Source organism: Micromonospora sp. NPDC049301, from assembly GCF_040678715.1.
Lineage (GTDB): Bacteria > Actinomycetota > Actinomycetes > Mycobacteriales > Micromonosporaceae > Micromonospora.
On sequence record NZ_JBFAQO010000003.1, the window covers coordinates 146572 to 173483 of the forward strand.

A 26912-nucleotide genomic window follows, 5' to 3' on the forward strand; every position below is an offset into this window, starting at 1 on the left:
ACCGGGGACGCCGACGTGAACGTGCGGATGGACGCGTTGAGAGCGCTGGCGCGGGGCGAGGCGTTGACAGCGCCGGTGATCACCGCACTGGTCGAGATGGCCACCGGTGACGCGGATGTGGGCGTGCGGGCAATGGCGATGGCTGCGTTGGCGGGAGGAGGGGCGTTGACCGGGCCGGCACTCACCGCAGCGGTCGAGATCGCTACCGGGGACGCCGACGTGAACGTGCGGATGGACGCGTTGAGAGCGCTGGCGCGGGGCGAGGCGTTGACAGCGCCGGTGATCACCGCACTGGTCGAGGTGGCCACCGGTGACGGCGACGCAGGCGTGCGGGGGGAAGCGGTGGAAGTGTTGGCGCGGGGCGAGGCGCTGACCCCGCCGGTGATCACCGCAGCGGTCGAGATCGCCATCAGTGACGCCAAACCCAGTGTGCGGGCGCAGGCTGTAAGGGTGCTAAGGCAAGCTCCGCCGACGAAAAAGATAATAGAAGCGTTGGTTTCCCTTTTTGCAGATAAAGATCAAGGATTGCGGCGTCATGCCGGGCGCACACTGGTCGAGTTGTCTCGCCGGCACACGACACATGCAAGCGGAATACGCTCAGCTCTAGCTGCCGCCTGCACCTCTCCTATCGACGATGATTACAGTCTAAATAAACAGTCGGGAGTGGACGACGCGTATGACACGCTCTGTAGACAAATGGATGAACCTGTACCAGTCGATCCGTCCGTAAACTTGCCACCGCAACGCCGAGCTGGCTAACGCTCCTTATGGCGGGCGCACCCACATGCCGCCGACCGTGCTCGCTGCGCCTCGGCGCCCCGGTCGCGTTGACTAAACGTCGGCCTCGCGCTGCCCGATGAGGACGTGCCAAAGCGGAGCGCCAAGGCGCTTGGGCGACGTCAGGGCCACCGGCTCGGCCCGGCCTTGCAACTCGGAGCAGATTGGGTGCAGGTTGACGACGAGGTCGCCGCGATTGAAGTGCTCACCGACGCCGGACAGAGACGAGGGCTTTGACCTGCGGTGATGCGGCCGATCGGTACGCCGTGACCCTCCAGTGGATACCGAAGTGGTCAGGGCACGCTGCTCCCAGCATGGCCTGTGTCCCAGGAGTTACGGGTCGTCGGTCGTCACAGTGACGGGTCTGCTCTACACCGATGCCGGTCGCGCAGTTCCGCCGTGCCGGACCAGTAGCTGGTCCCGTCAGCTGAGACCTGTACCGCTCGGAAACCCGGTTCTGGCCTCTGAGGTGCCGTTTTGTGCGGCCCAGCCAGCCGGTCGAGGGGCATGGTGGCGGGCATGTTCCTGTCCTTCGGGTACCTGATCTTGTGTCAGATCCTGCGGCTGGCGGTCCATGGCATGCGCGGCGAGCGGTCCAAGGACGTCGAGATTGTCGTCCTACGTCATCAGGTCGCGGTGCTACGCCGCCAGGTCGCACGCCCGGACCTCGAGCCCGTCGACCGGTTGGTGCTGTCAGCCCTGTCTCGGCTGCTGCCTCGGTCCCGCTGGTCGACGTTCTTCGTTACCCCGGCCACCTTGCTGCGGTGGCACCGTGAGCTGGTCGCCCGGAAGTGGACCTACCCGAAACGACGGCCCGGGCGCCCACCGATACGGGCGGAGATCCGCGCCCTGGTGCTGCGCCTGGCCCGGGAAAACCCGACCTGGGGTCACCGCCGGGTGCAGGGCGAACTATTCAGATTGGGTTATCGGGTAGCGCCGAGCACGGTGTGGACGATCCTGACCGCCGCCGGCGTCGACCCGACTCCGCGGCGCGGCGGGCCAACCTGGACCGAGTTCCTGACCGCCCAGGCCAAGGGCATCCTGGCCTGCGATTTCCTGCACGTGGACACGATCGGGCTGACCCGCATCTACGTCCTGTTCCTGACGGAGGTCGGCACCCGGCGGGTTCACGTTCTCGGCGCCACCGAGCATCCGACGGGGGAGTGGGTCACTCAGCAGGCCCGGAACCTGTTGATGGACCTCGGCGACAGAGTCGCTCAGTTCAGGTTCTTGATCCGGGACCGTGACAGCAAGTACATCGCGCCGTTCGACGCGGTCTTCGCCACCGAGGGCATCGAGATCCTGCGAACCCCGCCTCGGGCGCCTCGGGCGAACGCGTACGCGGAGCGGTGGGTGCGTACGGTCCGCCGTGAGTGTCTCGACCGGATGCTGATCTACAACAGGCGGCACCTACTGGCCACCCTCGGGGAGTACGTGGCTCACTATAGCGACCACCGGCCGCACCAAGCCCGGGGCCAACAACCGCCCAACGCCACCGACATACCCCCACGACCGGTCGTCGACTTGACCGCCGCACGAGTGCGCCGTAGGAAGATCCTCAACGGGGTGATCAACGAATACTCCCAGGTGGCGTAGCCCTGACCGACTTTCCGAGCGGTACACGCTTGGCAGCCGCTCGCCGACCAGATCCGCGCCTGGATCGACACCGAGCAGGCCAGCCGTCAGTCCGTCCAGATGTTCTCGGCGCTGAAGGCCGCGGTCACCTGGCTGCAGACGGTCGGCGGGAGCATCCGCAACGACAAGCTCGCACCGGTGGCCGCGGAAGCGACCGAGATCTGGAACAGGCTGCGGCAGGAGAGCAACGTCGACCTCGGCGCGATCCAACTCGCCGGCACCTGCACCAATCGGCGGGTGGACCTGAAGGTCAACGTCGACGGCGTACCCGGGGCGGCGCTGGGGGTGATGAGCCAGGGCGAACTGCACTCGCTCGCCCTGGCGCTCTTCCTGCCTCGTGCCACGATGCACCAGAGTCCGTTCCGGTTCCTCGTCATCGACGACCCGGTGCAGTCCATGGACCCAGCCAAGGTCTACGGGCTGGCCAAGGTCCTGAACCAGGTGGCCAAGCACCGGCAGGTCATCGTCTTCACCCACGACGACCGCCTCCCGGCTGCGGTGCGACACCTGCAACTCGACGCTCGGATTCGCATCGTTAGCAGGCTGGCGCAGTCCCAGGTCACCGTCACCGGTGACGCGTACGGCGACCCCGCCCGGCGCTACCTCGACGACGCGGCGGCCATCGTCCGCGACGACGACATGGCCGACGAGGTCCGCCGTCCGGTCGTCTGCAACCTCATACGCGACGCCTCGAATACACCTGCCACGAGCGGATCCGTACCCGTGACTTCCGGGCCGGGCTGCCGATCGCAGAGACCGAGGCGGCGATCAGCGAGGCGCATGGTCTGCGACCGACCCTGGCGCTGACGCTCCTGTCGGACCATCGACGCTCGGGCGAACTGAAAGCTTCGCTGGAGCGGCTGCACCCCGCAGCCCGCGGGTGGTCGCCGTCGCCAACCGTGGCGCACACGGCGGGAGCTCCGGCGACCTCGCCGGGCTCGTGTCCGACGCGCGGGCGGTGGTGGGGAGGTTGAGCCAGCCGTGAGCCAACACACGTATCTGAGCGCTGCCAGTGAGCTGCTGCTCCACCCGCCGTCCAGCATGCGCCACTGCTGGCTACGTGGATCCGCCTGCCTGACCCGCCTCGCCCTTGAACAGGGGCTGCGGCACTACTGGGACCAGGTCGCCCCGTCCGTCGTCGACCGCCCCATGCGCAACCAACTGCTCGTTCTGCCCACCTTCGCCGGTGCCGAGGCAGCCTCGACGGCGCGCACCGCCTGGCACGGCCTGTCCCGCGCGATGCACCACCACACCTACGAACTCGCACCCACGGTCGCGGAACTCCGCGGCTGGCACCAGGACGTCACCGCGTTGCTACCCCAGCTTGAGCTGGCCGGCCCTACCGGCCGGGCGGACACGGCCTGACGCGTTCGGGATCCAGTGATCCGAGTGCCGGGCCTGCCACCTGCCCGCCAGGTGACCGGCCCGCCCGGCGGGCGATGTCAACGCCGCCAGTTCTCACTCCCCTGAGTGGGGCGACGTCCTATCTGACCTGTTCACCGCTGCCGCCGACCGGGCCCACCTCGATGACCGATCGGGTAGGGCGGATGCTCAGGCGTCGGTTTGGTCTTGAAGACGCCTTGGCTTGCTTGCATAGTCGCCCTACCGCGCTGACGACCCCAATCCAGAAGAGGGAGACCGTGTCACACGCATCCGAGATACTTCGGCTCCGGGAAGCCGAGTGGGCGCCAGCCCTGCGCGCGGTGTCGCTGGTTGCCGAGATCGACGCGCCGGAGGACCACGCCAAAGAGGTCATCCGCGCCCTGGGACGGGTCTTTTGGTATTGCAAGCCCCTGGAGCGGCAGCGACTGCTCACCCGTCACTACCCCGCGTGCCTGGTCGTCGGCCTGGCTGGGATCGGTGCCGTCGGGTACGAGCACGGCGACTACTGGAGCGCCGTCCACAACGAGGCGCCGGGCCAGGTCGACCAAACGTTCTGGGGGAGGGCCTTCCGCCTCAACCTCGACTACTTCCGGCTGGCCCGGTTCCCTGGTCTGCCGCAGGTCTACGTCGGTGAGATCCTCATGCACGCCGGGGTTCCCGCGTACTGCCTCGGCGACCTGCTGAATCTCCTCCTGCACCGCCAGGCCCGCGAGCCCGGACTCACTGGCGAGAGCTTCCTCGCCTGGGCGCTCGCGCCCGGCCGGGAGTCGCGCCTGAACGGGACCGACAAGCCGGTGCAGCGGTTCATCCAGCGCGGCGAGGACTACGCCGCGGACCTTGTCGACCGCTGCCTCGACCTGTTGGAACGGCTGCGGCAGCCGGGGTTCACCGCCGACGGACTCGGACTCTCCCCACATCTGATTGCCAAGGCTCACGCGCTCGCGGAGGCGAAGCAGCTCGACTGGACGGGCAATTCAGAGCGCATGGAATCGGCTGCGGTGGCGGCGCAGCAGCGCCCCCACCTGGAGTTGGAGCCGTTCGGCCGTGGCCTGCTGGTGTGGTTGCCGCCGGTACACGACGCACCAGACGGTCGCGTCATGTGGCACTTGCGCTTCGATGGCGAGGTCGAATCGGTCGCCAGCCAGTCCCGCTGGCCCGGCACCAGCGAGACGGCACCCGCAACGGTGGTAGCCATCGCACGCCCCGCGCGTCAGGCGACGGTGGAGTTGGCCGGCTACGACCAGGAGTACGAGCTGGATGTTGTTGACCGGCGGGATCCCCTGTTGGTCTTCACCGAGGACGGCCGGCGGGTGCCGGCAACCACCGGCTTTCCGCCCGAGCCGGTCTGGCTGCTGTACCCGCAAGAGAGCGACGGCGGTGGGCCGCTCGAGCTGCAGGTGGAGGGCGACCTGGCCGACACGTACGACGTGCCGGCTCCGTACGGCTGGCTCGGCTGGACGCTGCGGCGCGCCGACCTTCGCCAGGTGTCGCAGCTGCGGCTTGGTGGCGGAACACCCCGCCGGGTCAAGGGTGCCCGCCGCGCCCAACTGCAACTCGCCCAGCCATTGCCCGGAGTGAGCAGCCTCGCCGGCGCACCGGTGATCGCGACGGCCCCACGGCTGACCCTGCCGACCGAGCCCGGCGTGAGCACCGACTGGTCGATCCGGATCCGCCGACCCGGCTCCGGTCAGCTCCTGCACACCGAGAGCCTCTCCTCCGACCACGACACGACGGTCGACCCGTGGCGGGACCTTGCCCGCCCCTTGGTCGGCCCCTACGAGATCACCGTTCGAGGTCCGCTCGGCCGCGGCCTGGCCCGCACGCTGGAGTTCGCCGAGGGGCTGTCCGTCATTTCCTACCCCGCCTGGCGAGAGATCACGGCGGACGGGCTGGAACCGGCCACCGTAGGAGCCGACGCCACCCTGCCCGACCTGTCGGTCACGCCCCCAATGACCCACCTGGGCCCCGCCGACACTGCTGTCGAGCTGCAGCTCGACAGCCCGGGCGGCGCGACCACCGTACGGGTCACGCCCGCCCACATGGCGCTCCAACGGCTGGGCGGCGGCAGCCGCGGCGAATGGTCCCTGCAACCACTGCGCCTGGACACCGAGACGATCGGCGAGGGTGAACTGCTGGTGCGGCTGCCGCGGGCGGCGGACGCACGGTTGATCGTCCGGTCCGGGGGCCGCGAGCTGCAAACCGTTCCGTCCGGAGAAACCTATGGGCAGCCGATGGCCCGGTTCCGGCTCGCGGCCATCGCCGACACGGTCGGCGCCCACGGGCTCGCCCAGCTCGACGTCCGGTTCGACGGGCAGGACTTCCCGGCAGCGCGCTGCGTACCTCGACGCCTCGCCAGCGCGGTGCATCTCGAGGACGACCGGCTGGTGCTGGTCGACGGCGTACGGGCCGAGGGGCTGACGGCCGCGCTGTACCAGATGTACGCGCCGTGGGAACCGCCGTACCTCGCGCGCCTCAGCGCGGACCTGGTCAGCGACCAGCTCCCCACGCGGGTCACCACGGCGGGGCCCCTCGTGGCGCTGTTGCGGATCGAGGATCCGTGGTTGCCGTCGGACTGGCCGGAGTGGCCCGGCCGCGACAACTCCTTCGACCTCGCCGAGCTGAAGTGGCATCCGACCGGTCAGGACCCGGCGGGTGAGGCGGTCTCGGCGTACCTGGCCGGAGCAGGTGCCCTGCCCGACCGGCCGGACATCGCGCCGCTGCTGTTCGACCTCTACCCGCGCGCGGACGACCTCCGTGCCCGAGGCGTCACGGCCAACATCCGGGGCGCTGCGGCGCTCCTGCGCCCGCATCCCGCCGCCGCGCTGGCCGCGCTCACCAAGCACCGCGCCTCGGCGGACCAGGTGGTCGCGCCCCTGGTGCACTCCGGTCTGATCGCCCTGCCTCCCGGCAGGTACGTCAGTGCGGCCGACGAGGCGCGGCTATGGACGGCGAGCCCGCTGGCCGCAATGCTCGCCTCGGCCCACCGGCTGCCTGACATCGCCTCCCAAGCCGATCTGGGCGAACAGATCGCCGCGGTGTGCGGGGAGGTGGCCGTGCACCTGCTCGCCGGCGGCCCCGATCCGTACGAGACGGTCGGCAGGTTCGACCAGTCGGCCGAGGTGTTCGCGTTGCTGCCGGCCGAGGAACGCGACCGGGTGTGGCGGGCGATGCGCGTCGTTCCCGGCGGCCTGCTCGACGCCGACGAACGGATGGTTGCGGCCCGCCACCTGTTCGAGGTACGGGTGCGGCCCGGCCTGGGACGGCTCTCCAGCAACGCGGAGGGGCTGCTGCGCGCCCTGCAAAAGCCCTTGGCCGAGTGCGGTGGGCCACGGGTGGTAGCCGCGCTACAGGCCCGCAACCCGACTCGAGGGTGGCTCGCTCTCCCCGCGCTGTCGCTGGCGTTCGCCTTCGTGGCGCGGCTGGCCGCCCGGGGGCACGCGGCCCCGGCCGGGCTGCTGCCACGAATCCTTCCCCCACACGCGACGCTCGCCCGCAGCGCACCCCGTCTCGTCGCCATCGACCTTCTCCTCACGGAGTTCCTCCTGACCGGAGCCGGAGCAGCCGAATGATCCTCGACCCCCTCGCCACCAGCGACGCGATCGTCTCCACCTACCGGCGCTATCTTCGTTCCCTCGTGGAGCCGAAGGATCCCCGGCTCGCGACCGCGCTCGAAACTGCGATCGGCGACGCGATCAACCAGGAGATCACCAAGGGGCCACTGCTCGAGGCGACCCCGCCCTACGTCACCAGCGCCACACCCCGGCAGCTCATCGACGCGGGCGTGCTCGATCCCGGCATCGCCAGCCTGGGCGCCGGGCTGGCCATGGACCGTCCGCTCTATCAACACCAGGAGCGGGCGATCCGGAAGGCAACCGCAGGGCGCAACATCGTCGTCGCTACCGGCACCGGATCCGGCAAGACCGAGAGCTTCCTCATCCCCATCCTGAGTCGGCTGATGGCCGAACGTGCGGCGGGCAGCCTCGGGCCTGGCGTGCGGGCGCTGCTGCTGTACCCGATGAACGCGCTGGCCAACGATCAGATGAAGCGGCTGCGGGGCCTGCTGGCCGAGGCGCCGGACATCACCTTTGGCCGGTACACGGGTGAGACCCGCCGGAGTCGCCGGGAGGCCGTGGAGGTCTTCGAGCAGCAGAACCCTGGCGAGCGGCCGCTGCCCAACGAACTGCTCAGCCGGGAGGAGATGCAGCAGCGACCGCCGCACCTCCTGCTGACCAACTACGCCATGCTCGAATACCTGCTGCTGCGGCCCTTGGACATGGACCTCTTCGAGGGTGAACACGCCGGGCACTGGCAGTTCATCGTCGTCGACGAGGCGCACGTCTACGACGGGGCTCGCGGGGCCGAGCTGGCGATGCTGCTGCGCCGACTCGCCGACCGGGTGGATTCGGGCCGACCGGTGCAGTGCATCGCGACGAGCGCGACCGTCGGTAGCGACATGGGAGCCGTGGTCGACTTCGCTGCCTCCCTCTTCCCCGTCCCCTTCGAGTACGACCCCGCCGATGAGGCGAGGCAGGACGTCATCACCGCCGACCGGGTCCAGCTGCCGCCCGGGCCCGAGTGGGGACCCCTGCCCGCCGCGGCGTACGAGAAACTGCTAAACGCGCCGGACCCCGCCGGTGCCGTCGTGGCCCTCGCCTGCGAGCACGGGTACGCCGGGGACGACCCCGCCGAGGCGCTGGCGTACGAGCAGCGCGTTCGCCGGCTCAAGGCGCTGCTCGCCCACGGGCCGATACCACTGCACGAGGTCGCCCAGGCCCTGTTCCCCAGTAGCGGCGCGTCCGCGACCGCGTCGATGGTCGCCCTGGCCAACAGCGTCCACGACAAGGACGGCACACCGGTGCTCTCCGCCCGCTACCACCTCTTTGCCCGCGCGACGGAAGGGGCTTTCGCCTGCCTCGGAGTCAACGGGCCGCACGTCAGTCTGACCCGGCACGAGCGCTGCGGACGGTGCGGCGACGCCGCCTTCGAGTTCGGCACCTGCCGCCGCTGCGGCACCGTCTACCTGATGGGCACGCTGGAGCGGGTCGGCACCTTCACCGTGTTCCGGTCCCGCCGCTCCCGCGACGAGCAGCAGGTGTGGATGGCGCTGGTCGACGAAGTGGCGACCGACGAGGACGAGGAGATGTTCAGCGGTGCTGCCCAGGCGGCCGGCGAGCTGGGCGCGCTGTGCACCCGGTGCGGGGTATTCCAGATCGGTAAGGCGGCCAACTGCCCGCGCTGCCCGGACGGCGCCATGCGCGCCGTTCGTTTCCTACGGCAGCGCAGCGACGAGCTCACGGCCTGCCTCGCGTGCGGGGGGCGCGGAGCCGGCCTGATCCGACTCTTCGCCAGCGGTAACGAAGCCTCCGCCTCGGTCCTGGCGACCGCCCTCTATCAGAAGCTGCCCGTGGCCTCCGATCCCGTCCAGCAGGGCCTGCGAGGCGGCGGGCGCAAGCTGCTGCTGTTCAGCGACAGCCGGCAGTCTGCGGCGTACTTCGCGCCGTACCTCGAAGACTCCTACGAGCGGGTGCAGCGTCGGCGGCTGCTCCACGAGGGTGCCGTCGCCGCTGCGGCGGCCGACGACGAGGTTCGCCTCACCGACGTCGTCTACCACACCTCCCGAGTAGCCGACCGGTACGGCATCTTCGAACGGCGGCAGAGCCGACAGGCTCGGGAGAGGCAGGTCGCCCTCTGGGCGCAGGTCGAGGCTGTCGGCGTTGACGAACGCAACTCCCTGGAGGGCAGGGGACTCATCGCCTGGGACATGTCCCGCGACCCTGCCTGGCTACCACCCCAGCCGCTGCTTGCCCTCGGCCTCAGCGACGAGGAGGTCTGGGCGCTGCTCGCCGAGTTGATCCGATCGATTCGGCTCCAGGGCGCCGTCGGTGCCCTTGACGGAGTGGACCCCCGCGACGAGGCGTTCCAGCCGCGGCTCGGCCCGATCTACGTACGCGGCACTGGCTCCGACGCGCGCCGCAAGGTGCTCAGCTGGCTGCCGACCAGGGGGACCAACCGGCGGGCCGACTTCGTGACCCGCGTGCTTGCTCGGCTCGACCGGCAGGCGGACCCGATCCAACTGCTGGAGGGCGTGTGGCGCCTGCTGACCAAGGGGCCACAGGCCGAGTGGCTGATCGCCGGCACCGAAGCCGGCATCGGGCAGGTCCATCAGCTCGACTCCGCTTTGATCACCTGCACGCCTACGGTCGGCGGCCTGACCATGTGGCAGTGCAGCAGGTGCCGCAAGCTCACCCCGTTCAACGTGCGCGCCACCTGCCCCACCATGGCCTGCACCGGCGATCTCGAACCTTGGACGTCGCCTGCGGTGGACACCGACCCGGACCACTACCGCAACGTCTACCGGGACATGAACCCAGTGCCGCTGCGCGTACTCGAACACACCGCCCAGTGGACCAGCGAACGAGCCGCCGAAATCCAGCAGCAGTTCGTCCGCGGCGAAGTCAACGCCCTCTCCTGCTCCACCACGTTCGAACTCGGTGTCGACGTCGGTGAGCTGCAAGCCGTCATGCTGCGCAACATGCCTCCGACCACCGCGAATTACGTCCAACGGGCTGGTCGGGCCGGCCGCCGAACCGATTCAGCCGCGCTCGTGCTCACCTATGCCCAGCGCCGCTCGCATGACCTCTCTCGGTTCGCCGAGCCCGACCGGATGATCGCCGGCGAGGTCCGGGCGCCGTACGTGCCCCTGACCAACGTGCGGATTGATCGGCGGCACGCCCACTCCGTCGCGCTCGCCGCATTCTTCCGGCACCAATTTCGGTCCCACGGCACCATCTGGCGAACGGCAGGGGAGTTCTTCCTGCCAGGTGACGACGGGATCGCCCCAGTCACGTTGGTCCGCGACTTCCTTAACCCAGTTCCTGGGCGGGTCACCGACTCGCTGCGGCAGGTGCTGCCGGCCGAGGTGCGCGACATCATCGGCGTCGACTCCGAAGAGTGGGTCGAGCACCTGGTCGACCTGCTGGAGTCGGTCCGGGCCGAGCTGCAGCAGGATGTTGACACGTACGAGCAGAAGCGGCAGGAGGCCTTCACCGCCCGCCAGGACGACAAGGCCGCGCGGTACGGCCGCGTGATGAACACGATCACTCGCCGCGAACTGCTCGGGCTGCTTGCCAACCGAAACGTCCTGCCAAAGTACGGGTTTCCCGTCGACACCGTCGAGCTGCGGCTGGCCTTCGCGGACGCCCCCATCGCCAAGCAACTAGAGCTTTCCAGAGACCTCTCGTCGGCCATCTATGAGTACGCACCCGGTGCAGAGGTCGTCGCCGGGGGACTGGTCTGGCAGTCGGCTGGCCTGTACCGGCTGCCCGGACGCGACCTTGAGCGACGCTACTACGCGGTGTGCGACGGATGCGGCCACTACCGCGACTCGATCGACCGCCTCGACCAGGAGTGCCCGGCCTGCGGCTCCGCCCTCGTCGGCGTACCCCGTCAGTACGCCATTCCCGTCTTCGGCTTCGTCGCGGCGCGCGGTACGGGCCGGCGACCCACCAGCGCGCCGCGCCGGGCCTGGCACGGCGCAACCCATGTCGTGTCTCCCGGCGCTGAGCTCTACGCGGACAAGTTGGACCTCGCCGGAGGCGCGATCACCATCCGGGCCGGTGCCCGGGGCGAGCTGGTGGCAATCAGCGACGGTGCGATGGGACGCGGCTTCCTCGTTTGCGCGACCTGTGGCTTCGCCGGCCGGGCCATCGACGGTCGGGTTGACCACCAGAGTCCGCTCAGCGGCCGCGAGTGCCGTGGCCGCATGGAGAACTTGTCGCTGGCCCACAAATATCAGACGGACGTCCTCGACCTGAGCTTCGATGGTGCCGTCGTGGTCGGAGTCGAGGACAACGCCTGGCGATCGGTCGCGTACGCACTGGTGGAGGGGGCGGTGCGCGCGCTCGAGATCTCCCGCGACGACATCGACGCGACGGTCTACCGAACCGAAGCCGGCCGCAGCGTGATCATGCTGTACGACACCGTGCCCGGGGGAGCCGGCCACGTCCGGCGCATCGCTGAGCGGCTGCGGGACGTACTCAACCATGCCCTGCAGCGGGTCCGCGACTGTGAATGCGGCCCGGAGACCAGCTGCTACCGCTGCCTCCGGGTGTTCCGCAACGAGCGCTACCACGAGCAGCTACGTCGCGGTGTGGCGGCGGACGTGCTCAGCCGCCTCCTCGGCAAGCGCGATCAGGCGTCGGTCGGAGCGCTGCGGGTCTCGCTCTCGGACGTCGGGCCTGCGCTTACCGCGACTCGCCGATTCCTGGTGACGGAGGCGCCCGGCGAGGTCTTCGAGCCGGTCACCTCCGGGCAACTCGACCTCTACGAAGGTCGTGTCGTCCTCGCCCGCCGTGACGGCGACGCCGCGGTAGGGCGGCTCTGGCTCCGACGCGATGCCCACGGTGTGGTCGGGGCGGGCCTGCAGCCGATAGCCGGAGCGCCGTTGGATGACGGTGCAGACGATCTCATGCTGATCGGCGTTGCTGTGTGGTGATGTGGGGCTGGCTGCGGTTTCGCCTACCCCTTCCTGGTCGCCGCAGTGGGCCGTGGCCCCTGCGGAGCGTGGTGACTTCGATAATCGACATCCGCCGATGCAACTCGTTTGGAGAGGTGGTCGGGTCCTGTGGGCCGATCGGCTAGCGGAGGGGTAGCCGGCGTTGATGCGCCGCCGCCGAAGGTATGTCGCATTGTCTCGGAGGACGAGGCCAGCGAGCTTGCGCACCGGTTGTTGATGCCTGGGCGGCGGTGGCCGGTCGTGGTGCTGACAATTCCGGCGGGGTACGACGAGCCGTTCGGTGATCCTGACGAGATCAAGCAGGCGGTCGGCGATCTGGCTGAGGTGGTGCGGATGCCCACGAGCGACGTCTCGTGGGCGTTCTCGCGGGTGATGCCGGCCATGACCCAGGTGTACGGCGGCGCGGGCCGGGTGTACCCAGTCGATCATGCCTGGGTCTCTGACCCTGGGCGTAGCAGGTTGCGGTTCGCCTACTCGCCAGACGACCGCAAACGCATCACCGATCAGTTGATCAGCGATGCGCTGCAAGCAGCCATGGCAGCCGGACTGGTCGAGTCCCGCACGCCTGCGGGGTCTCAGCAGCGGTCGGGGCGTGTGCAGGGCGTCATCGGTTCGCGGGCGCTGGTCACCTTGGAAGACATGTCGGCGGCGATGGTGTGGGAGGAGTTGACCCTTCCCGGCGTGACACTGGACCAGGTGCTCGTCAAGGGGCAGTCAGTCGCGGGCAGCTACGACCGGGACTCGCGGCGCCTGGACGTGCGGGCCGCGCTGCGGTTCACCGACCTCGCCAGCGCCCTCGCGGCTGTGAATCAGGCGTATCAGATCGGTGACGTGGTTCTGGCTGAGGTGGCCGCCGTAAGCGATGACGTGGTTACCGTGCGGCTGTTGCCCGGCCTTGTGGTCGAGCTCGGCCGGGAGGCGGTTACCACCAACCCCAACGACACGTTGAGCGGCCTGTTCAGTGTCGGGGAAACCGTCACTGGCCGCCTCGTCGCGTTGGAGCCGCTGCGGTTGCGGTTGGACGACGTCGATGACGAGGAGCCGGCAAAGTCAGCGCCGAGTCTGCTTCCGGGCGGGCCGCCGTGGTTGCGTCCACCCGCCCCGCAGCCCCCGGGGGTGGCGGCGCCTTCGCCCCCGGCGCACTCACCGCCGTTGGCGGCGCCACCGTCACCAGTTGTGCGGAACGTGGCGCCGCGGCAGCCGACGCCGTTGGACCTGGTCCGCCGGCTTTCGCCGGCGCAGCAACCGGTGATGGCGCGACCCGCCGAGGCCATGCCGGTATGGGAGCAGGCGCGTGTCGCACAGCTGAGCAACGAGCTGGCGGCCGAGCGGGCGACCCGCAAGGCCCTCGCCGACGAATTGACGGGTCTACGAGGCCGAGCCGCTGAGCTGGAAGCTGAGTGCGCGCAAGCGACTCGGTCCATTGGACAGCTACAGACCCGCTACCGCGGCGCCGACCTTGCTCGGCAGCGGCTGGTCAAGCAGCTCAAGAGCGCGCAGAGCCGCGCCGACCAGCCTGATTCGGAGGGGCCGCTCTTCCTCGATCCCGAGGACCAGTTTCGCTACGAGGTCACCGGTGAGTGGGCGCAGCGCATTCCCGCCCCCGAGAAGGCTGCCAAGCCGCTTGCCACGTATGTGCTGACCCCCGGCTTCCTGGATTCCATTGAACAGCTTGAAGGCATCAGCCGGGCGAAGGTCGTAGCCGTCGTGGTCGAGGTGCTCACTGGTCAGGCCCAGCACATCGCCGGGCGCGACGTGCACCAACTTCGCAGCGGCAGCGCGGGCAGCGCCTACGTTCGCCGCGCTGATGGTGCGACCTGTTGGCGAGTGGCGCTGCAGCGGGAATCAGCCGCCGCGCGCCGGCTGCACTACTGGCGTACCCAAGGCGGCTACGAGTTCTCCCGCGTCGTTCTCCACGACGACTACCGTCCCTGACGATCGGTGTCCTTGCTCTATCCATGACGGACGGGCCCTGTTGGGTGCCGGTTATCGATCGGGCTACAGCCCGAGAACCCCGGGTGCGGGGAGGAGTTGACGCCTCACGCCCAACGCGCAGCAGCGCCACCAGGAGGGATGACCCCCGCACGCGCGGGGAGGAGGCGGCCAAGCCTGTGGAGATGACGCCGTGCGTGCGAGGAGCAGCGAGCCTAGGTCAGGCCGGAGACAATCCGCAGCTACCACCGGTGGCGCGGCGAGACGACTCGTTGGCTGCCTTGCCGCGGGGCGGCCTGTTCACCTCCACTCCTTCGAGTAGTAGAGCAGCCGTTCGGCAACTTCTTTGGCTCCTCGGGATACCTGTGGGCGTTCGGGCCGTAGCCCAGGTTGGGGAGTACGTACTCGACCGGATCCGACGCCAGACCCAGCGCGGCCCCGTGGCCCTTGACGACCTTGGGCGGGACGCCGGCGTCCTCGTAGGCGCGGATGTGCCTCGGCGGCAGGCCGGTCGAGTGCCATGGCAGGAACCTCTTCAAAGTCATAGTGGCGAGCCCGTACTTCAGGTAGGTGTCGCCGGTGATGCCGGCCGCCGCCCAGCCGGGGATGTCGTGTTCCGCGACGGCGCCCTCGCGCAGGCGGTCCAGCCAACCCGCGACGTCCTCGACCGGCACGTCACGGGCCTGCCAGGCGGTTATGCCGTCCGGTCCGACGCCGTGTCGGTCAAGCGCTGCGGCGGCATCGGCGCTGACCTGCGGGTAACTGGCCCAGCGGAGTGCAGCCCGCCAGATCGTGCCTGCCGTACCAGGTGGCGATCCGCGCGGGTGGGACACCGGCTTGCGCCCACACGCTGGCCTGGTCGGGACTCGGTCCCTGTTCCAGCAGCGGTGTGATCTGGTGGACGTTGTGGCCGGACTTCAGCCACCGGTACGCCAGGCACTCTGTGCGGTACGACCCGATCAGCGACACTCGCCTTCGGTAGTCGTGTTCTGGTGCGTCGGACAGCGGCCCGCAAGCGCGCAGCGACTTTTCGACGGTGTAACAGGCCAGCTGTTCACCGGAGAGGGCGGCCAAGAATTCCTCGTGCTCCCGCTGATGCTCGTCGTGGTCGGCTAGCACAACCCGGTTGTCGGTGATGCACACCTTGTGGGTCGCCCAGTTAGGGTGCGCTCCGTCGGTGGAGTGGCCGCAGCCCACGGTCAGCGGGGGTAGTCCGCTTGCCACCCAGGCTATGAATTCTTCGGCCGATCGGGGACATCTGCCCGGTTCCACTGTGGTGATGGCATCGGCCAGCACCGCGGGCAAAGTCTCGTACCAGTTGGCCTTTGGGGTAGCGTCCTGGGTTCGAGGGCCGGTCGTGGTCAATCGGCGCAGGTCGACGGTCATCGGTGTGCCGTGCCGGGCCGCCAGCTCCTCGGCAAGCCGGGTAACGGTGGCGATGCCGTTGGTGTCGAGCCGCTTCCGAGGGGCGTTTCTGCGCTGGAGGCCGATGTGTTTGACGTCGTCGAGCCGAACCGTCCCGTCGAAGTGGTTGGTCAGGGCGATTGACAGGCGATTGCCGGCCGAGCTGTCGTCCGCGGTCAGCCGGAAGACGTCGGCCGCCCCCCAGCAGCACGGCGAGTTTGGCGGCCCGCCAGGCGTCCACGATCGCCTCGTTTGCTCGAGCCGCCGGCGGCAGCCGGAGGTCTGCCAGGCGGTGGCGGTCGGCGCGCCACTGCCGTTGAAACAGGCGGCGTGCGCCGTGGACGGTCAGCGTCGCCTGGTAAGTGCGGCAGTCGTCCGGCGTGGTAACGGTTATCCAGCCGCGGCGTAGAAGCGTCCGCAGGCTCTCGCCGGCCGTTCCTGCCACGCCGGTCACATCGGCCTTAAGCATCGCCGATGCGGCGTCGAGTTCTTCGTCGCTGACCCAATCGCGGGGACGCTCGCCTGTAGTGTCGCCCAGCAACGCCCGTTGTGCCACCGCGCTCCATCCCGCAGCCGACCGGGTGCCGTCGTGGCTCGCGATGTCGGCGTCCAAGGCAGCCGTTCCCTCCGCGCTGACGTGTGGTGACCGCTCCCAGGCTAGGCAGGCCGCCAGGTCCCGGCGGCCGTACCAGGCTATGACCCGATCGAGGGGCACGCCCGCGTCAACCCATTCCCCGGCTTGTTCCGGGCTCGGCCCGTGCACGAGCAGCGGCTCGACCCTCGCCAGCGAATGGCCGTGACGCAGCCACCGGTAGGCGAGCCAGATCGTGTGCAACTGCTCGGCCCGCCGCGCCTGACTGCTCGATAGGTGCGCTCCAGGATGTTCCTCGGGATACCGGCCGGCGCGCCGCCCAGAACGAGTCAGCGGCCCGGCGCTGCGTAACGTGTCCGCCAGCGCGTAACACGCCAGGAAACGGCCCTGCCCGGCCGCCGTTGCCTCCTCGTCAGCACGGATTGAGGTCCACGGCCGAGGAGTGGTTGGCAGAGGCAGCAGAGGGCGCTACGAAGGGACGCCATTCTGTCCGTATCTGCGGACGTATCAATTGGTTCTGACGCGCCGTGACAGAATCGTTGTAAAACTGGGGGGCGGTTTCGTCCTTCTCGGCAGGATGCCAAGTCAGGAGGTATCCGTTTTCAGGGGGTCACTTCACTTCGGCTTCCAGTGGCCACCGAACCGGCGGCAGAATTGGAAATGGCCAGCCTCGCGACGGGGACCAGTCATGCCATGGTCCCGCGACATCGGCGCCGCTCCTCACGATCGGCCCGTCCTAGTTCTGCACGGACGTTGCCGCACGGGAACCGCGATCTCGGGGCTTGGTGCCATTGACACCACTGGCACCGCCCCTGGATTCGAGAGGTGCGGTTGGCCCGTGGAGCGCCGTGCCGGCCGGTGGTGATTCGCTACAGCCATCGCTGGGAGGCGCTCCACGGGTTTCGCTTTCGGTTATGCCGGTGCGTATGCTGGAACTAGCTCCGAGTAGGACGTTCCTGCGTCGAGGCTCGACAGGCCGTTTACGTAAGGCCTAAGGGCTCGGGGAATGCGAACGGAGCCTTCGCCTTGCTGGTGGTGCTCCAGCAACGGAATGAGGATCCGAGGCGCCGCTACGGCAGTGTTGTTCAAGGTGTAGGCGAACGCGGCGTCGCCGGCGGAGGTGCGATACCTAATGTTGGACCTTCGGGCCTGGAAGTCGCCGAAGCTTGAGCAAGAGTGTGTCTCAGCATAGGCGGCGCGGCTCGGCATCCACGTTTCGACCTCGTACTTCAATCGTTGCCCCTGCCCCATCTCTCCCGTACACGCGACAGCTACCCGATACGGCAGTTCCAGCGCCTTCAGCACTGTCTCGGAGTTGTCCAACAGCGCCAACTGCTCCCGCGCGGACAGCTCGTCATCAGCTTCAATGATCGACACCTGCTCAACCTTTTCGAACTGATGCACACGATAAAGCCCACGCGTGTCGCGGCCGTGAGAGCCGGCCTCTCGCCTAAAGCAAGAGGACACTCCGGCATAACGGATTGGCAGGTTGGACAATGGAATAACCTCGTCGCGGTGCAAAGAGACCAGCGACACCTCGGAGGTACCGACGAGAAAGCGGTCCTCCCTGTCCGCCTTGTAGGCATCATCAACTCCGAGCGGGAAGTAGCCGGTGCCCACCATCGCTTCTTCCCGCACCATTACCGGGGGCATGACGGGTCGGAAACCGCGGACGACCAGCAGGTCCAACGCCATTGCGAGCACCGCACGCGCCAGGAGGGCGCCGTTACCGGTCAGCGCGATGCTGCGCGACCCGGCGAACTTCTGCGCGCGGTCGAACTCGACGAGTTCGAGGCGACGCGCGAGCTCGACGTGATCGAGCATGTCCGGTTCCATACGCCGGGGTTCGCCCCAATGGCGGATCACGTCGTTGTCCTCATCGGTCGTGCCGACGGGCGCAGTGGGATCTGGGAGGTTCGGTGCTCGTAAGGCTAGGCCCTGAACCTGTGCCTCGGCCGCGTTCAGCTGGGCGGTCAGAACCTTAACTTCGTCCGAGGCTCGGGAGATCTGATCCTGCAGGCCAGCGCGAGTTTCGTGGTCGGCGTCTCGGAACCTGTTCGACAGGGACTTTTGTCGGGCGCGCGCCTCGTCCACGAGGCCGACGATCCTGCGCCTGTTTTCGAAGGCGGCAGCCAACTGGTCCGCGTCGAAATCCAACCGCTTCTGTTTCGCGGCGAGGCCGAGCTTTTCAACGAAGGAGGGATCCCGCAATAGTTGCACATTAATCACGATCGGTATCTTACCGTACGCCAGTACGGGCCGTCGCGCTGGCCGTGGCGCCTACGCATGTGGGGCATACGTAGTAGCGTAAGGCGTTCGCGGAATGCTTTCCGTAGCCGGTAGATTTCGGCGAATCCAGGGGAGTCATGTATAAATGCCGGCCCTGTTTGGGCTAGCCTCGGCCCTTCGTGCGCCCAGCGGACCTAGAGGTGAGTGTGTAGCTCATCTGGAGTCGTAAGCTCGTCGTCGCCTGCCGGTGTCAGTCTGGTCCGGGTAGCTGCCAGGAGGCCCGGTAGCAGGCTGGCGGCTCGGTCTGGAAACGGGTCGGGTCGAAGCCCAGCGTCGGAAGCCCTGTCAGGGGGAGCGACTGAGCATCAAGCGAAGCCTGCGGCGTCGTTAGAGGTCTCGCCTTCGGGTGGGCAGAGGGAGTGCCGAGCCCCCGAATTCAGGGTGAAGGCCATGGTAGCGGTGTAGCTCCTGGATTGCAGCCGCGAAGGACTCCCCGGCGTATGGGGCGCGGAACGTTCAGATGGTCGCGGCGGGAACTGGGGAGGCCCTCCCCGGCCCGGTGTGCTGCGGATGCGCGCTGGAGCGTCGGGTCCTATAACCGGTTCACGCCGGGAAGTGGATCTCGTGTCGGGAGGGAGTCGGAGGCTGCCGTAGTACTGCTTGAGCCGAGCGGACAACATAACCGCCGGTGAGGGAAGGGCCGCTACTTCGTCGATGCGTATCGCTGATGAGGGTGGTGCCCGGTGAGTGCCGTTTTGGCTAAGGGACGTCTCGTAACTCAGTGAGGGCGTTGCCCGTGACCGCGCTGGTACTCACCCGGCGAGGATGATGTTGTGCAGGTGAGCGATGCCGGAAGCGGCGTCGGTCAATGTGTGGGCTGCGCGGCGGCAGTCGCGCAAGATCTTCCAGCACTTCATGCGGGCCAGGGCGTGTTCGACCTGGGCGCGGACGGTGTGGTGCTGAGCGTTGAGCTCCTGCTTCCAGTCCGGCAGTGGGCTGCCGTCGCGGTTCTTGCGGTACGGCATGATCACGCCGGGGTCGCCGCGGTAGCGGCCGTCGGCCATGACCGGCCGCCCGTTCAGCTTCTGGTCGATGCCCGAGGTGCGGTAGACGGTCGTGTCGTTCCGATTGCCTGGCTGCGGGTCGCCGACGGCGATGACAAGGCGGGTGCAGGCGTCGATGGCGATCTGCAGGTTCTTCGAGTAGCGGTAGTTCTTGCTCGGAGCGGCCAGGCGGTGGTCCCGGGTGGGGATGGACTGTTGCGGCCGCTCGGTGTTGTATTCGTGCCGGAACCCGTCGACCGCAACCTGAGCCTCGGTTCCGGGGTGGAGACCTCATCGACAAGTTCCCGCTGCAGGGTTTAGTGGAACAGCCCGATACGGCCCGACCGGTGGCCCAGCGACGGGACGAGTCAGGCCAACCGCGGCACCGGTTAGGGTGCCGGACTTCTGAGCGCGAGCGGAGAGTCATCGCGCTGAGTAGCTGCGATGCAGGCCATGCTCGCCGTTGGGTGAAAATTCCTACGCAGAGTGACGGGTGTTGACGGGAGTTGATGTTGCGTTACTCTGTGAGGGTCACTTCGTGAAGAAGCGGCTCGCGAGCTGCAGGTTCAATGCGCTGGCATGTGTCCATACACGGGGGAATTGCCATGGAAACCGAAAGCCACCCGCAGTACTTCTTGCTCAAAATGCATGCGACCTTGGCAACTTTGAATCGAATAGATCCGAAGATGCTCGACGCCGGTTCAGCGGTACGTTGTCCGGTCGTTGGACCACTGTTGGCCCCAAAATCTGGGTGTGCCACTGCGAGTGCCTACATGCACCACTGCGGGAGCCATTCATGCCGTCCGAATTCAAAGGTATACGGCATCGAATGTTCGCGTCTGGCGAGTTCGTCACTGCGGTAACCGTTAGGGCGAATCGGCGCCGGTGGGCGGGCGGTCTACGCCCATCGCCCACGGTGTCACGCATTTCTGCATGAAATTCCTGGTGGTGCAGTCGGTTCAGCGGTCCGAGGCTGTCGCCTACAAGGTAATAGTTGGCGGGGCAGCCTGCCATGTCGGGATTGCTGTCGATACGACAGTGCGTCGCGCCACAGTTGCGCCGGCAGAATACGGGCGCGAGTGTCTTCGTGGCCGGAAGGCAATTGGCTCGTCACTTTTCTGATGCCTTTGGCAAGGGTTTGCCGAGCGGTTTACTAGAAGGCTATCAACGCCCTTTGCCGGGACACGCAACGGTGCGTCGCCCACCAGATTCCACACCCGTCTTCTGTGTCAAGTAAATGAGCCCTTCGACTGCCAGGAGTCGGAATTGACTAGTCAAACGCTTTACGCCCGTTTCGCCGCCAGCGTCAGCCGTTGGCCCGAGGAAGTAGCCCTGAAGGTTGGCGGTGCGTGCCTGACCTACCGCGACTTGTATCGTGCGGCCGAGGCGCTAGCGGCGCGGTTGGTAGAGCTTCATGGCGGCCACCCTGCCGCAATCGGGCTGCTGGCCTCGCGAAGCCCGGCCGCATATATCGGCTACCTAGCTGCGCTGCGCCTAGGTACTCCCGTGGTGCCGCTGAACCCCGCGTTCCCGCCCGCTCGGAACGTCTCCATCTGTGCTCTCGCGGGGGTCGACGCTGTCGTGGTGGACGACGCCGGGAGGCAGCAGGTGAGGCCCGCCGCGGGGACGAAAACCCTGGTTGACCTGTCCGGTGAGACGTGGCATGGGTTGTTGCGGAGCGGCGTAAAGTCCCAGGCGTCCTACCCAGGTGAGGCGGGCCGTATTGCGTACATCCTTTTCACTTCGGGGTCGACCGGAGTCCCCAAAGGCGTCCCGATCGAGCACCGCAACGTTCTTCCGTACATTGACTTTTGCATCGACCGCTACGACGTGGGCCCGGGAAGTCGACTCTCGCAGACCTTCGACCTGACGTTCGATCCGTCTGTTTTCGACTTGTTCGTTGCTTGGGGGGGCGGCGCGACGCTGGTGGTGCCGCAGAAGACTGAGTTACTTGCACCGGTTGAGTACGTCCAGCGCGAAGGAATCACGCACTGGTACTCGGTGCCGTCAGTCGTCTCGTTCGCCCGTCGCCTCGGTCACCTGTCGCCGGAGTCGATGCCGACACTGCGGTGCAGCCTGTTCGCTGGGGAGCAGTTGACGGTCGCGCAGGCGGAAGCCTGGCGGCGTGCCGCGCCCAAGAGCTTTATCGAAAATATCTACGGGCCCACCGAGCTCAGCATCAACTGCACCGCCTATCGGCTTCCGGCAAATCCCATCGAGTGGCCGGCGACTTCGAATGCTACAGTGCCCATCGGCCGGGTCTACCCCCACCTAGAGGGAATCATCCTCGATGAAGCCGGACGCCCTTCTCAATCCGGTGAGCTGATCGTACGCGGCCCGCAGCGATTCGCCGGATATCTGGAGCCCCGGGACAACATTGGCCGATTCATGACCTTCGACGGTCATGTAGGTCTCCCGTACGACGGCACCGAGCCGCTGACACTGGCTCACTGGTACCGCACAGGAGATCGCGTGTGCGTTCACGACGGCGAACTCGTCCACCTCGGTCGATTAGACCACCAAGTCAAGGTCAGGGGACACCGAGTGGAGCTGGGCGAGATCGAAGCAGTAATGCGCGAGCATCCTCGGGTCGAGGACGCTGTCGTGCTGGCGCTGCCGGCTGCGGACCAGGAACTGGAACTCATGGCCGTGTATACCGGCGCGCCGGTACCTGGCCCGGAACTGCGTGCGGTGGTTCGGGAGCGATTGCCGCTATACATGCAGCCGAGCAAATTCTTCCATATCGCCCGACTGCCATTGAATCAGAACGGCAAGACCGACAGAGCCCGCCTCGTGCTGGATCTCACGGCGCCTAGGCCAGAGGTCGCAAGATGACCGAAATCTGCAGGGAATGCTGGCTGCATGTTTTCGGTAGCGGTGGTGGCGGCGACACCCAAGATCAGCTACGGCGCACATCTCCGACGACCCGCACCACCATCACGTGGCGGCCGGCCCGCCTAGCGGCGGTTCTGCAGCCGGAACCGGCTCAGCAGACACTTGTTCTCCAGACCCGCGAACCCGTCGAAGAACGGGCAGCTCTTGACGAGATCCCCGACATCGCAATGATCAACCACATCGCGAAGTGCGACGGGTTCGACAGGGAGAAGTCGGCCGCCGTTGCTGCCCATCGGACTGTGGGGAATGAGTCCAAGAGTGTGGGGCTGCGGTCCGACAAGCCACTCACGCGCCGTCCGATCGCTGCCCAGGTCGTTGACGAGATCTGGCAGGTGATCCTCACCTCCGTCGTGGCGACGCGGAAATCCCACAAGGACTTCGGCCTCCCTGCGATCTGCAAGCCAGCACGTTGCGTCGCGAACCAGAGTGTCAGTCGGATTCACGGTCCAATCGGCAATGCGCGGGCGTTCCATCGAGCCGCCGATAGCGCACACCGGCCGAATAAACAGGAGGCGTATCGCCCATGATCCACCCTTCTCCCCCAATGACGAGGGCGGCCGGCGAGGCGGCCACGACCTATCCGATGACCTTTGAGCAGGAGTCCATCTGGCTCAACGACCAGCTCCACGCGGGCCGCTCGCGCTACATCGAGAGCTGGGTCCATCGTCTGCGTGGACCCGTTGACGTGCGCGCGATCGAGCTGGCGCTCACCGGCATAGTGGCGCGGCACGAGTCGCTGCGCAGCCGGCTTGTGCTGGTGGGCGATGAGCCGTGCCAGATCGTCGAACCAGCAGCGCCGGTGCGGTTGGACCGTCGCCGAGTGTCCTCGGACAGCCTCAGCGATGCCGTCCGCGACGCTGTCACAGTGCCTATCGACCTGGCCGAGCCACCGTTGCTGAAGGCGGCGCTACTTGAACTTCAGCCCGACGACGTGGTGTTGGCGGTCGCAATCCACCACGCCGTGGTCGACGGATGGTCTTTCAGCGTGCTCAACCACGAGTTCAGCGAACTGTACCGCGCGGCCGTTGACGGGACTCCGCCCGCATTGGTCCCGGTACCCACCCAGCTTAAGGAATACGCACGGCAACAACGCATAAGGGCGGGCAGCGCCGAGCATGAGCGCCAGCTGACGTACTGGCGCCGACAGCTCGCGGACGTGCCCGTTGATTCGACCCTGCCAACCGACTACATCCGACCCATTGTGTTGGAACGCCACGGCGACCGCGTCGATTTCCGCATCGACGAGAAAACCGGCAGGCAAGTTGCAGAAATGGCTCGTCATGCTCGGTCAACACCGTTCGTCGTCGTGGCCGCTGCCCTGCAGGCCATGCTGTATCGGCACACGGATCAGCGTGACCTGGTCATAGGTACCCCGATCTCCCGCCGCGATCGGACCGAGCTCGAGCCGCTCATCGGCTGCCTCACGGACATCCTGCCGCTGAGGCAGACAGTGCGGCCAGAGATGTCGTTCGGAGACCTCGTACGGCAGACACGCGGCGTAGTCTGGGAGGCCTACGCGAACCGAGACGTGCCGTATGGCCATCTGGTTCGCCAATTTGCGAAGACCACCCAGGTCCTTGAGCGATCACCGCTCTTCCAGGTGGTCATGGTCCTTGACGACGCCCCGGTCACCCCACTCACGTTGCCGGCGGTGCGAACCGAGCGAATGTACGTGCATGGCGAGGCGTCCAAGTACGATCTGTTCCTCAGCCTCATTCCCGCAGGCCTGGCCTTCCAAGGCGAGCTAGAGTTCTCGTCCGATCTGTTCGAGCGGTCGACCGTGCAGTGGATCGCAGCGCGGTTCGAGACTCTCCTGGACGCCGCGACGGCCGCTCCCGAAACGCCACTACGCGACCTGCCGTTGCTCTCGCCGCAGGAGCGCGAGCTGGTCGTCAGCCGGCGGCCGCCTGGGCGGCAGGGCGTTCGAGACCTGCCGCTGGCGCACGAACTCTTCGACCGCACCCTGGCCCGGTTGCGCGACGCTCCCGCCGTGCTGTGGCGCGACCGCACGATGACCTACGAGGAACTGGACAGGGCCGCTGACCGACTGGCAACAGTGCTGCGTCACCGAGGCGCGGCCGGTCGAGTCGTAGGCATCTGTGTCGAACGTTCGTTCGATCTGGCGATCTCGGTGCTCGCGGTCCTGAAGGCGGGTGCCGCGTATGTCCCCCTCGACCCGGACTATCCCGTCGAACGGCTGAGCTTCATGATCAGGGACAGCGGAATGGACACGCTACTCGTCCAGCATGCCGTCGCCGCAGGGATACCCGTACCCGACGACGTCTCAGTTGTGGTTGTGGACCGGCCGCTTCCGCACTATCCGAAATCGGCGTCGGAGGTGGAGGCGTCCACAGCTGACGACCTTGCCTACGTCATCTACACATCGGGCTCCACCGGCACGCCGAAGGGTGTCGCAATGCCGCACGGCCCACTTGCGAACCTAGTCGACTGGCAGGTGCGCCACTCCCAATGTCGAACCGGGGACCGGACGTTGCAGTTTGCCGCAATTAGTTTCGACGTCGCCTTCCAGGAGTTCTTTAGCACCTGGGCCTCCGGAGGGGTCCTGGTCATGGTTGACGCGGACGTGCGGCCGGATCCTGAACGGCTACTGAACCTCATCGAGCAGCAGGGCGTGACCCGTCTCTTCTTGCCCTTCGTAGCCCTTCAAAAAATCGCCGAGCACGCCGTCGCGCAGGGCCGATACCCGTCCACCCTGCGCGAGGTGATCACCGCGGGTGAGCAACTTCATATCACGCCCTCGCTGAGAAGCTTCTTCGCGCGACTACCGCAAGCGTATCTGGAGAACCAGTACGGTCCGTCTGAGACCCACGTCGTGACCGCCTGGCGGCTTTCCGGCGAACCCGCATCGTGGCCCGAGCTTCCGCCGATCGGTCGGCCGGTCGACAACGCCTCTGTCTACGTCCTGGACGAGCGGCTCCGGCCGCAGCCTCTGGGAACGCCGGGTGAGATCTGCGTGGGCGGGCCCGTCCTTGCCCGGGGCTACCTCGGACGTCCGGATCTGACCAAGGAAAAGTTCATTGACGGCGTCCGTCTCGATGACGTGCGCTTGGATGGGGCGATCTACCGCACGGGCGACATGGGGCGGTTCCTCCCGGACGGAACCATCCAGTACCTCGGACGCAACGACGGACAGGTAAAAATCCGCGGCTACCGGGTGGAAATGGGCGAGGTGGAGACGGCCGTTAAGGCCAGCCCGGGCATCGCAGATGCGGTGGTCGTGCTCCACCACGACGACGAAGGCAAGCGTCTGGTCGCCTACGTGAGAGGGCAAGTGGACCGGGTGCGCGCCTTTGTGGCTGACCGGCTGCCCGAATATATGATCCCCAGTGCCATCGTGCCGGTAAGCGAATTCCCGCTCACACCGAGTGGCAAGGTGGACAGATTGGCGCTGGCGCAACGCGCAGTCAACATCAGCGCTGCCGTCGAGTCCCGCCCGGCTCGCGACGGCGTTGAGCTAGAGCTATGCGACATCTTCTCGCGGATCCTCGGCGTGTCGCACGTCGGGATCGACGACAACTTCTTTGCCTTGGGCGGCAACTCTTTCGGGAGTGTACGTCTGGTGGCCGAGATCCGGCAGCGGTTCGCCGTAGACCTGAGTCTACGTGCGATCATCCAGGCGCCCACGGTCGCTGCATTGTCCCTCCTGATTCGGCGCGGTGGCCGGGACGGCGGCGCGGGAAGCCTGGTGCGGCTGCACGCTCACCCGGAGGGGATTCCGCTTTTCTGTTTCCACGCCCTTCCCGGTACGGTCGTACAGTTCGCCGCCCTCGCCCGGCACCTTGGCTCGCAGCGTAGCGTTTACGGTTTACAGTCACGCGGCCTCGCGCCGGACCACGACCCTCACACCGACCTCCATCCCATGGCGCAGGATTATCTGGCAGAAATGCGATCAATCCAGCCCACCGGCCCGTATGCCTTGTTGGGCTTTTCCATGGGAGGCGTAATCGCTTACGAAGTTGCGCGACAGCTCCGAGCCTCCGGCGAGCGGGTTGAGCTACTGGCCTTGGTGGACACGGATTCGCACTGGGACTCGACAGAGATCGCCGAGGACGCGCTTGCGCGTCTTGTGCGGGTCGGACTGCGACTAGACCTCGACGTTGACGATCTTATGCGGATGTCGCCGGAACGCCGCGTCGATGAGCTACTACACCATGGAATTGCGGCGGGCACGCTCCCACTGGACTACGGCGCACCCGCCCTGCGACGGATGCTTGAAATCTACGAGACGAACACCGCTGCGCTCTTGGCGTACACAATCGAGCCCTATCTCGGCGACATTGTACTGTTTCGGGCGATGGACTCTACCGATACCCGCGACGACCTTGGATGGCGTTCATATGCACCGACGGTTACCGTGCATCAAGTTCCTGGCCATCACTACGAGGTGATGGAATCGCAAAACGTACCGGTCATCGCCAAATTGCTCAACGACTACCTCGCCGACTCGGACACGCGGGAACGCGCCGGTGGTGGTCGTTAATGACGA

At 67.2% G+C, this 26912-nt stretch carries 13 protein-coding genes and 1 pseudogene; 10 read left to right on the forward strand and 4 right to left on the reverse strand.

The genetic code is table 11. The features are described 5' to 3' along the window. The 7 genes from AB0K07_RS10590 to AB0K07_RS10620 all read left to right on the forward strand — a co-directional run. The coding region (locus tag AB0K07_RS10590; RefSeq protein WP_363753134.1) for a HEAT repeat domain-containing protein at nt 1-759 on the forward strand (759 nt) is incomplete at its 5' end. Between the two features lie 537 nt (nt 760-1296). After that, a complete protein-coding gene (locus AB0K07_RS10595; protein ID WP_363753137.1) occupies nt 1297-2373 on the forward strand; it encodes an integrase core domain-containing protein in 1077 nt (358 codons plus the stop codon). Between the two features lie 99 nt (nt 2374-2472). After that, nucleotides 2473-3219: a hypothetical protein gene (locus AB0K07_RS10600; RefSeq protein WP_363753139.1), complete on the forward strand. Its 747-nt coding sequence runs from the start codon at nt 2473-2475 to the stop codon at nt 3217-3219. Nucleotides 3220-3393: 174 nt separating this feature from the next. Next, nucleotides 3394-3777 (forward strand): hypothetical protein, encoded by a 384-nt coding sequence (locus tag AB0K07_RS10605; RefSeq protein WP_363753142.1) that lies wholly within the window; start codon nt 3394-3396, stop codon nt 3775-3777. A gap of 275 nt (nt 3778-4052) precedes the next feature. After that, the gene (locus AB0K07_RS10610; protein ID WP_363753145.1) at nt 4053-7364 is read left to right on the forward strand and encodes a hypothetical protein; all 3312 of its coding nucleotides are present in this window, start codon (nt 4053-4055) and stop codon (nt 7362-7364) included. Next, nucleotides 7361-12289, forward strand: a complete 4929-nt coding sequence (locus AB0K07_RS10615) for a DEAD/DEAH box helicase (protein WP_363753148.1) — start codon at nt 7361-7363, stop codon at nt 12287-12289. Before AB0K07_RS10610 ends, AB0K07_RS10615 begins: the two co-directional genes overlap by 4 nt. Nucleotides 12290-12550: 261 nt before the next feature. Further along, on the forward strand, nt 12551-14245 hold the full coding sequence (locus tag AB0K07_RS10620) for a hypothetical protein (RefSeq protein ID WP_363753151.1): 1695 nt from the start codon (nt 12551-12553) through the stop codon (nt 14243-14245). Between the two features lie 239 nt (nt 14246-14484). Here AB0K07_RS10620 and AB0K07_RS10625 read toward each other — a convergent pair whose 3' ends face one another. The 4 genes and pseudogenes from AB0K07_RS10625 to AB0K07_RS10640 all read right to left on the reverse strand — a co-directional run. Beyond that, nucleotides 14485-14916: a hypothetical protein gene (locus AB0K07_RS10625; protein WP_363753153.1), complete on the reverse strand. Its 432-nt coding sequence runs from the start codon at nt 14914-14916 to the stop codon at nt 14485-14487. 49 nt (nt 14917-14965) lie between these two features. Next, nucleotides 14966-15628, reverse strand: a complete 663-nt coding sequence (locus AB0K07_RS10630; protein ID WP_363753156.1) for a hypothetical protein — start codon at nt 15626-15628, stop codon at nt 14966-14968. 1522 nt (nt 15629-17150) lie between these two features. Then, a complete protein-coding gene (gene serS, locus AB0K07_RS10635; protein ID WP_363753159.1) occupies nt 17151-18467 on the reverse strand; it encodes a serine--tRNA ligase in 1317 nt (438 codons plus the stop codon). 812 nt (nt 18468-19279) lie between these two features. Next, nucleotides 19280-19720: pseudogene (locus AB0K07_RS10640) on the reverse strand (transposase family protein); the annotation flags it as partial. A 1056-nt stretch (nt 19721-20776) separates the two neighbouring features. On the opposite strand from AB0K07_RS10640, the gene AB0K07_RS10645 reads away from it, so the two are divergent. Genes AB0K07_RS10645 through AB0K07_RS10655 form a run of 3 tightly spaced genes read left to right on the forward strand, consistent with a single transcriptional unit; the run spans nt 20777 to nt 26906 of the window. Beyond that, the gene (locus AB0K07_RS10645; protein ID WP_363753162.1) at nt 20777-22345 is read left to right on the forward strand and encodes an AMP-binding protein; all 1569 of its coding nucleotides are present in this window, start codon (nt 20777-20779) and stop codon (nt 22343-22345) included. Further along, on the forward strand, nt 22342-22932 hold the full coding sequence (locus AB0K07_RS10650) for a hypothetical protein (protein WP_363753165.1): 591 nt from the start codon (nt 22342-22344) through the stop codon (nt 22930-22932). The genes AB0K07_RS10645 and AB0K07_RS10650 overlap by 4 nt, the downstream gene beginning before the upstream one ends. Nucleotides 22933-22949: 17 nt before the next feature. Next, nucleotides 22950-26906, forward strand: a complete 3957-nt coding sequence (locus AB0K07_RS10655) for an amino acid adenylation domain-containing protein (protein ID WP_363753167.1) — start codon at nt 22950-22952, stop codon at nt 26904-26906. Nucleotides 26907-26912: the final 6 nt, after the last annotated feature.

Excerpts from the sequence above, each read along its gene's own strand:
- AB0K07_RS10600 (WP_363753139.1), top strand. The coding sequence starts at position 2,473 with ATGTTCTCGGCGCTGAAGGCCGCGGTCACCTGGCTGCAGACGGTCGGC.
- AB0K07_RS10655 (WP_363753167.1), top strand. The coding sequence starts at position 22,950 with ATGACGAGGGCGGCCGGCGAGGCGGCCACGACCTATCCGATGACCTTT.
- AB0K07_RS10630 (WP_363753156.1), bottom strand. The coding sequence starts at position 15,628 with ATGACCGTCGACCTGCGCCGATTGACCACGACCGGCCCTCGAACCCAG.
- AB0K07_RS10595 (WP_363753137.1), top strand. The coding sequence starts at position 1,297 with ATGTTCCTGTCCTTCGGGTACCTGATCTTGTGTCAGATCCTGCGGCTG.
- AB0K07_RS10650 (WP_363753165.1), top strand. The coding sequence starts at position 22,342 with ATGACCGAAATCTGCAGGGAATGCTGGCTGCATGTTTTCGGTAGCGGT.
- AB0K07_RS10615 (WP_363753148.1), top strand. The coding sequence starts at position 7,361 with ATGATCCTCGACCCCCTCGCCACCAGCGACGCGATCGTCTCCACCTAC.